The sequence below is a fragment of the Microcystis sp. M_QC_C_20170808_M9Col genome (assembly GCF_007095495.1).
Taxonomy (GTDB): Bacteria; Cyanobacteriota; Cyanobacteriia; order Cyanobacteriales; family Microcystaceae; genus Microcystis; species Microcystis aeruginosa.
Map to the genome: position 1 here is coordinate 1 of NZ_SFBZ01000009.1, position 7,452 is coordinate 7,452.

Annotated in this window: 5 protein-coding genes; all 5 read left to right on the top strand. The window is 40.2% G+C overall.

Annotation, left to right across the window (positions count from 1 at the left end; genetic code table 11):
* Positions 1–380 precede the first annotated feature (380 nt).
* Complete coding sequence (locus EWV68_RS00630; RefSeq protein ID WP_287168475.1) at positions 381–1,595, top strand: lipase family protein; 1,215 nt, start codon at positions 381–383, stop codon at positions 1,593–1,595.
* Positions 1,588–2,757 (top strand): caspase family protein, encoded by a 1,170-nt coding sequence (locus EWV68_RS00635; RefSeq protein ID WP_287168476.1) that lies wholly within the window; start codon positions 1,588–1,590, stop codon positions 2,755–2,757. Before EWV68_RS00630 ends, EWV68_RS00635 begins: the two co-directional genes overlap by 8 nt.
* Positions 2,748–4,370: a VMAP-C domain-containing protein gene (locus tag EWV68_RS00640; RefSeq protein ID WP_287168478.1), complete on the top strand. Its 1,623-nt coding sequence runs from the start codon at positions 2,748–2,750 to the stop codon at positions 4,368–4,370. Before EWV68_RS00635 ends, EWV68_RS00640 begins: the two co-directional genes overlap by 10 nt.
* A gap of 4 nt (positions 4,371–4,374) precedes the next feature.
* A complete protein-coding gene (locus EWV68_RS00645) occupies positions 4,375–5,463 on the top strand; it encodes an AAA family ATPase (RefSeq protein ID WP_287168479.1) in 1,089 nt (362 codons plus the stop codon).
* On the top strand, positions 5,463–7,452 hold a 1,990-nt coding region (locus EWV68_RS00650), incomplete at its 3' end, for a formylglycine-generating enzyme family protein (protein WP_287168480.1). The genes EWV68_RS00645 and EWV68_RS00650, both read left to right, overlap by 1 nt.

The following is a 7,452-nucleotide window of genomic DNA, read 5'->3' on the forward strand; positions in this document are numbered from 1 at the left end:
AGACCAGAACAGAGTAAATCTGTTAAGGCAGGTGCGGAACCCCGCAAGGGAAAGAAGCAGAAACCTAAATCGTGAGGTTTGGGAATCACCGTCCGTTTACGGCGGTGAGGATGTCAAAGTTTATCAGTTAGGCTATTTGAATTGCCGGTCATCACCGTCCGGCCCCGGCGGCGAGGATGTCAATTGGGTCGATTTCTCCACCAGAAAACCTTTTAGTCTTGAGATAATATTGGGTAGGGGTCTGATGGTCTCCGTATCCAATCGGTAGGTCGATGGTCAGGTGGGGACGTGAAGACCTTGTTTTGAGTCAGAGGATAGAGAAGAGTGAAGGAATTGAGGATTTTGAGTGAAGAAATGAGTCGGTTTGATGGGGTAAGTCGATGAGACAATGGGATTGGAACCTAGTTTTTATCCACGGTACTGGGGTACGAGAACCTGCCTATAGCAAAACTTTTAGTATCATTATCCGAAAATTGAAAGAACGCAATGAAAATTTGCGTTTTCATAAGTGTTACTGGGGTGGTTCCCTCGGCACAACGTTAAATGCTGGGGGACTATCTATTCCAGTGTCGGATCAAAAAAAAGCCTCAGAAACAGATTTAACTGATGAAGACTACGTTCTGGGTTTATGGGAGTTACTATATCAAGACCCACTCATCGAACTGCAAATCCTAACCATAAGTTCCGAGGACAAAGGGGCTGTTTTTGGGGAAAAGCTAGGCGAGGATTTGGATAATCGGGTTCGAGCCTTAAATCCATCCTCTAATCTGCAAGAAATGCTCGATCAAGCTGGCATTGGAGAGTTTTTTAGTCAATCCCAATCCATTATCGTCAACGAAAGCGATTATCAAAAAGCGATCGAATCCGCCACGGAACCATTAGGAGAATACCGCATAGCGATCGCCCGTGCGCTGGTAGCCCAGAGTGCTATTTTGGTAAGGGATAACTATGGCGAATTTGCCTTATCGGTTAATGGGGGATTACGAGATCAAATTGTCGAGCAAATAGCGGCGGAATTAGGGGGTACGGAAAAAGGAGTTTTGTCCGGCATAAAAGAGATGATTTCTGGTACGATCAGGCGTATTATTCAGAATAATCTCCAAAGAAAGCGAAATGGATTCACGGAAGAATATAGTGGCACTTTGGGAGATATTTTGATGTATCAAGCAAGGGGACAAAAGCTTAGAGACTTTGTTCGCACAACCGTTGAACGTCTGGAATATCCCACCGTATTAATCGCCCATAGTTTGGGTGGTATTATTGCCGTCGATTTGCTATTAGAACAACAATTACCACAAGTGGCTTTGTTGGTGACGATCGGTTCTCAATCTCCTATTCTTTATGAACTGAATGCTTTGGTGGGGATGGAATATAATCCCAATGCCAAGCTGCCGGATACTTTCCCCGATTGGTTAAATATTTATGATCGCAACGATTTCCTCAGTTATGTGGGTGAGAAAATATTCCCTGGAAAGATAGAAGATGTGGAAATCGACAGTAAACAACCTTTCCCCGAGTCTCACGGTGCATATTGGAATAATGACAAGGTTTGGGATGCCGTTTGGCAGAAGATGGAGAAGATAGTTAATGGCTGAACCATCGACAACGCAAGCTATTCTAGTTGGCATTGAAAGGTATGCCGATTCTAATGCTATTCCGGATTTGAACGGTCCGGTCAATGATGTTTATCGGTTCTGTCAATGGTTACGATATCGCAATGTGCCTCCCGAAAATATTTCGGTTTTCGCATCTCCACTCGATCGCAATACTGGAATCGTTGACGAGATTACCAGTCTGATCAACAGTAAACCCTTAGAAGCGACCAAAGATATAATCAATAAAGCTCTGCGCGAGGAAGTGAGAAAAAAAACGGCGAGCTTGTTTTTCTTGTTTTGGTCGGGACACGGTTGGATCGTCCCTCAAGGCGATCGTCGATTGATTTATGCCGATGCGACAATGGAGGACTTGAAGAACCTGAATTTAACTGCCCAGCTTAATGCTATGCAGACCGATTTATATAACAATTTGCCTCGACAGCTACTAATTTTTGATGCCTGTGCCAATTCCCAATTATTAAAGATAACTCCACCTGACGATCTTCCCCCTATCGGTAAACATTTGCCAAGTCAACAACAAATGGTCATGCTGGCGGCTAATCCGGGAGAATATGCGATTAATAAAGGCGACGAACAAACGGGTATATTTTCACGAGAACTATTAAATGAATTGAACTCATTAAAAGATACAGAGATTTGGCCTCCAGATCTGGAGTCAGTTATGCAGTCCGTGCAGAGAAAGTTCATCAAACTGCGAGAAGATAAACAAACCAGGCAAACTCCTTCATATCTTTTATATCAGGACTGGTCGGGTAATAGAAAAGAACGATTTAGCGAAATTGAGCCAGCCACTAAAACAGGGAAACGGGATAGTTTTCCGCTACCTCGCAATTTAACTATCCAAGAATTAGGCCTATTGCGCGATCTTTTTTTACAATGCCAGTCAATGCAAGATCCCCAAAGTCGAAAAGATATTATTTTGAATCTCAGGAAGGAAATAGCCAATAACATCATCATGGAAGGTAATGCAAACAGTGTAGTATTAAGTGCAATTAAAACTTCTCGTGGTTATTCAGGAGGATTGGCGGAGCTATTAGACGTTATTGATATGCTCTACGAAAATGATTCTGTTGCCATGCAAAATTTAAGAAAAGCCACGATACAAATGTTGCCGGAGGAGTTTCCTTTAGAATGTTGTTGAGTGTTCCCACTAAACCAAGTGATCAAGGATTCAATCGGCTGATTGATGCCTTGGAGAATTGCCCTTCTATTCAAGATCCCCAAAAGAGAAAAGATATAATTGGTTTTTTGAGTGTTAAAGGTGTGGAAGAACGAAGCGATATGCGCTCTTCATTATTGGGTATTTTAAAAGCATTAAGCGGATTTATAGATAAATTTTGTGATTTAATAGATGGGATTAATTTTTACGAAAAAGATAGTGTTTATTACGATAGTTTAATTGCAGTTATTAGTGATATTGCTAAACAACAACAAAAAGAAATGAGTCAATCTCCTAAGACAATTACTCTTTTTGATAATGAGAATATTGAATTACCAAATAATAATTGCGACGAATTCTTTGAACGTTTATGGTCGGGAATATGCCCGATTCTCGATGAAATCGATTGGAAAGATATTTGGCAAGCCTGTTCTAAGATTGAAGAAATAAATAAACATGAAGATGACAAAGTTTATATCAAGAGTTTGTGTTTTACCAAGAATTATGAATTATTAAAACAAGTATTTCTTGATCAGTATAAATCCACAGTATTGATAAAGAAATTAGCTCAATCATTAGGTAATAACGAACGTATAAAATCATGGTTAGATGAGGCTAGTTGCGGTTTGAAAAAAACTGAAATCTTACCTAGCACTAATGTTAATAAAAATAGCTCTTGCTTGCCACCGATATTATTAATTATGATTGAGAGACTTGCCAATGGAGAAAATCAAGATAAATGGAACGTGAGGGGACAGTTTAAATTTCGGGATGAACTATCTGAAATTTCATTATCTAGAGATAAAAAAGGCTTTGATTGTCCTAAATTTGAAGATATTCCGAGAGCTATAAAAGCATACATCGATTATCTTGAGAGTGAGCCTCAATTTCGAGATAAAGCAATTGATGAATTAAGAATAGAAGTATTTATTCCAATTTTTGATTTACATCCTAATTTAGATAATTGGGTAATAATTTATGAAGAAGAAACACCTAGATCATTGGTAGTAAACTACCGACTATTTTTAAGAAGTAGAGAACGCATACGAAAAAATAGTCGCATCGGATCACTCAAAAAAGGATGGGAAAGAATCGATACTTTTTTGAGAGATAATTGTCGGGAAATATCTAAGAATATTCTAGCTAATGAAATAAAAAATACTCAAAAATCTAATATAATTGAGATTGGAAATAATAAAATCTCTAATTGGAAAGAACTAGAGATTTTTATGAAAAATTGCTCGAATCTGTGGGGGATTATATTAAAAGGTTCTCTCTTTGTCGATAAATTTGAGCGTATGAGGTTCTTTGAGTCTATTTTTGATAGTGGTATTCCCATCGCCGTTTGGAATTGGGATATTATTCCCTCAGAAGTACAATTTGAACAGGAATTTACACAATGTCTGAGTTGCGATAATTTATCCGATCGATGTCGTGGTTTACTGGAAAAAACTTGGGAACTAAGAACTGTTTCATGGGGAACCAGGACTGAAACAGAGCGTAAACAGTATCCTGGTTATTATCTCGGTATGTTGTTAGAAGACCCAGAAATCTTGCCAGAAGAAAATCCCTTACAAACAATAGGAGCTAAGTAATAAAATGGTAGAAGAAACTAAATCAGTTCACTGGCAACCGTTTAATGGTCGGGGAGAACAGCTATCTGAAACTCTTAATCTTCCCTCTCCACCTCCTTGGAGAAATTTCGACAGACCTATTCTCGATCGAGATAGCGATCGCTGGTCAGAATTATTGAAACTTGTCGAGAAAGAAAAAAAAGATCGCGAGCGCGGTGAAAAATTCCGTTTGTCAGAAATCGCTGACAATGAAACCAATTCTCAAAATGCTCAACTTCAGGAAGCTATCGATTTGGTGATCGCCGGAGTAAATGCGGCTTTATGCTTGCGTCGTCCTCTGTTAGTGACTGGTCGTCCCGGTTCGGGGAAAACTTCCCTGGCCTATGCTTTAGCATACCAACTGAAATTGGGTCCGGTTTTAAAATGGTCGATTACGGCTCGAACAACTCTTCAGGACGGTTTGTATCGTTATGATGCGATCGCCCGCTTACAAGAATCAGAACCCGATGGCAAACAAGATATCGGCTCTTATATCACTTTAGGAGCTTTGGGTACGGCATTTCTTCCTTCAGCTTTGCCCAGAGTGTTGCTAATAGACGAGATAGACAAAAGTGACATCAATTTGCCCAATGACCTCCTCAATCTGTTTGAAGAAGGCGAATATGAAATCCCCGAAATAAAACGCTGGACAGAGAGAAACCCCGATAAAACAGTTTCGGTTTTTACCTGGGATAAAAATCTTCATCCCGTCGAGCTAAAGAGCGGAATAGTGGGATGTAATGCTTTTCCTATCGTCGTTATGACCAGTAACGGCGAAAGAGATTTTCCTCCAGCCTTCAAAAGACGTTGTATTAGAATCAATATGCCCAATCCGGGCATTAATAATCTTAAATCCATAGTCAAATCTCACATGGGTGATGAATATTTTAATAAGTCTAGTGATCGTATTAGTCAATTAATTACAGATTTTCTGGGTAAAGATAAAAAAGATTTGGCAACAGATCAATTACTTAATATTGTATATATGTTAACTGGTGGTGCGGAATCTACTCTCGATCGCAAATCTTTGAAAGAGTTATTGCTTAAGAGTTTGAACGATACGGAGGGATTATAATGAGCGATGCTTCCGCATCAGTGAAACCGGATCGATTCAAACGGTTACTTAAGACTCTCAATCAGTCAGAGCTAGAAATGACCGGTTACGAGTTGGCCGATTTGTGTTGGCTATTGCTCCATTGGCCTCAAATTGTAGAAACTACTGAAAGCAAAAGTGAAGAAGAAATTGAAGATGATTCTTCTAATGGTAATAGTTCTTCATCCTCATCTGAATCCAAACAAAAGGTTCTAGGGAAAGAAGAAGAGAAAAAAACGGAACCTGTGGGACACTTATTCCCGCGACAACAAAGCAAAGATTCATTCGTTGGTGGCGGTGGCTCTTTAACTTTTCCAGTCGATAATCCGTCGGATTTGGGCAGTTCTCTATCTTTGGCAAGAGCTTTAAAAACATTATTGCGGCGCGTACCTACACAGGATCGTCCAAGTATTTTGGATGAAGTACGAACAGTGGAAAGTTTTGCCGCAACTGACCAAAAAATCTTGAACCCTGTTTTTAAACTAACTTTAGAACCTTGGTTAGAACTAGCATTGGTATTTGATCGCGGTCCGTCGATGGATATTTGGCATCAAACCTTAACGGATCTTAAAACTGTACTACAACATTACGGTATCTTTCGTGATGTACAGGTCTGGCAATTAGCTTTCAAGGAAAATAATCTAACTCTTCATCGGGGACTAACTAAAACTAATTCTAGAGTTTATCATCCTAAAGAATTACTCAATCCGAATGGCCGTCGTCTCATTGTAGTAGTTAGTGATTGTGTGGCATCCTATTGGCGAGATGGTAGGATGTTTCCGCTTTTAAAATTGTGGAGTCAATCGAGTCCATTAGCTATATTGCAAATGCTTCCAGAATGGCTTTGGCTCAAAACTGGCTTGGGATTGGGAGCGAAAGTAACTTTGTTTAGTGATGAACCGGGCCTAACTAATAGTCGATTAAAATTTAGAGATGTGCTGATTTGGGAAAACGTCTTTCGTGAACAGAATCGCTTACCGATTCCTGTTTTTACTTTAGAACCTCTCAGTGTCGAACGATGGAGTAGTGTAGTCGTGGGGCGCAGTGACACTAAAGTGGCAGGATTTATACTGACTCCCGATACCAAAGAAGAATTAGAACCCGAGGCCGAGCTAAATTTAACTCCAGAAGAAATAGTTAGACGATTTCGCAATAATGCCTCGCCTTTAGCTCAAGAATTAGCTGAATTGTTAGCGGCGACACCGACAATTTTTCTGCCCGTAGTTCGATTGATCCGTAAGGAAATGTTACCAGAAGCAGGTCAAGTCCAAATCGCAGAAGTATTTTTAGGCGGTATTCTTCGCGTTCGTTCGTTAGGTATTAAGGAAACCGACCCAGATGCGGTACTCTACGATTTTATCAATCCAGAAGTAAGAGACATTTTACAACTTAGTTCTACTCGCTCTACTACGGTAAATGTATTTGATCGCGTCTCCAAATATATCGCCAAACAACTGAACCTAGAATTGCGGGACTTCCTCGCTGAATTGAAAAAACCCTCAACAGAAATAGGTGGAGATATACAGGGCATTATTCGTCCTTTTGCCGAAGTGTCAGCCAGAATCTTAAGAAATTTGGGCGGAAATTATCTGGCCATTGCAGAGCAACTGGAGCAAACGGCAGCCCGTACCCCTGGTTCTCAAACGTCACAAAATACGCAATCAGAGAAAGTTCCAGTTTCAGTTAATCCAGTTTCAGTTAAAACGTTGCAAAAGTTAGAATTGTTACCATTTAACTTTGAGGTGGTGCGAGTAAATGCGAAGGGTGAGCAAATCGAAAAAGAGTCAAGAGAAGCCCAATATTTCAGCCAAGATTTGGGCAACGACATCACCCTAGAAATGGTCGCTATCCCGGGGGGAACTTTCACGATGGGTTCACCAGCAAATGAGAAAGATAGTTTTGATGATGAACGTCCTCAACATCAAGTAACTGTCCCCCCCTTTTTCATGGGTAAATATCCCGTCACCCAGG

What these genes read in the sequence shown, in the direction of transcription:
- EWV68_RS00640 (WP_287168478.1), top strand. Translation starts at nt 2,748, where the DNA reads ATGTTGTTGAGTGTTCCCACTAAACCAAGTGATCAAGGATTCAATCGG.
- EWV68_RS00635 (WP_287168476.1), top strand. Translation starts at nt 1,588, where the DNA reads ATGGCTGAACCATCGACAACGCAAGCTATTCTAGTTGGCATTGAAAGG.
- EWV68_RS00630 (WP_287168475.1), top strand. Translation starts at nt 381, where the DNA reads ATGAGACAATGGGATTGGAACCTAGTTTTTATCCACGGTACTGGGGTA.
- EWV68_RS00645 (WP_287168479.1), top strand. Translation starts at nt 4,375, where the DNA reads ATGGTAGAAGAAACTAAATCAGTTCACTGGCAACCGTTTAATGGTCGG.